Source organism: Roseibium sp. RKSG952 (assembly GCF_009711355.1).
Genome location: NZ_SMMF01000288.1, coordinates 1 through 516, shown reverse-complemented (window position 1 = coordinate 516; position 516 = coordinate 1). Strand labels below are relative to the sequence as shown.

The 516-nt window shown below is 54.8% G+C and carries 1 tRNA gene; it reads right to left on the bottom strand.

Features of this window, described 5'->3' with window-relative positions:
• Positions 1 to 282: 282 nt before the first annotated feature.
• Positions 283 to 357 (bottom strand) — tRNA-Val (locus E1297_RS00735).
• Between the last annotated feature and the right edge of the window lie 159 nt (positions 358 to 516).

The window sequence follows — 516 nt, the reverse complement described above, 5'->3', positions numbered from 1 at the left end:
GGCACGAAACCAAATTGTGCAACAACGCCCGCCACACCGCCGCCGTCCACATGGCGAAGTCGGGTGTCTCCATGTCGATGATATCGCGATATCTCGGGCACTAGGATGACCGGATCACGCAGCGCGTCTACGCCAGATTTGCCCCCGACCACATGGCAGAGGCGTCCGAAGCCGTAAACTTTTTGCGCGTAATTGGGGATCAATAAGGGCAGGAAAATGGGCGAACTGGTTCAATTGAACCAAAATCCATTCCGTAATCTGACACTAAGTCATTGAAAAGAATGGTGGGCGATACTGGGATTGAACCAGTGACCTTTCCGGTGTGAACGGAACGCTCTCCCGCTGAGCTAATCGCCCTAGCCTATTCAGCTGGTGGCGGCTGTTTACGCCACCCCAGCCGCTTCCGCAATACCTTTTGCAGGCTTTCAACAGGCTGCGAAGACCGGACTGCGGAACCGGCTACAAGGGCTGTTTCGATTGACCCGCACCCCTGTACACGACACAGTTTACGATTGT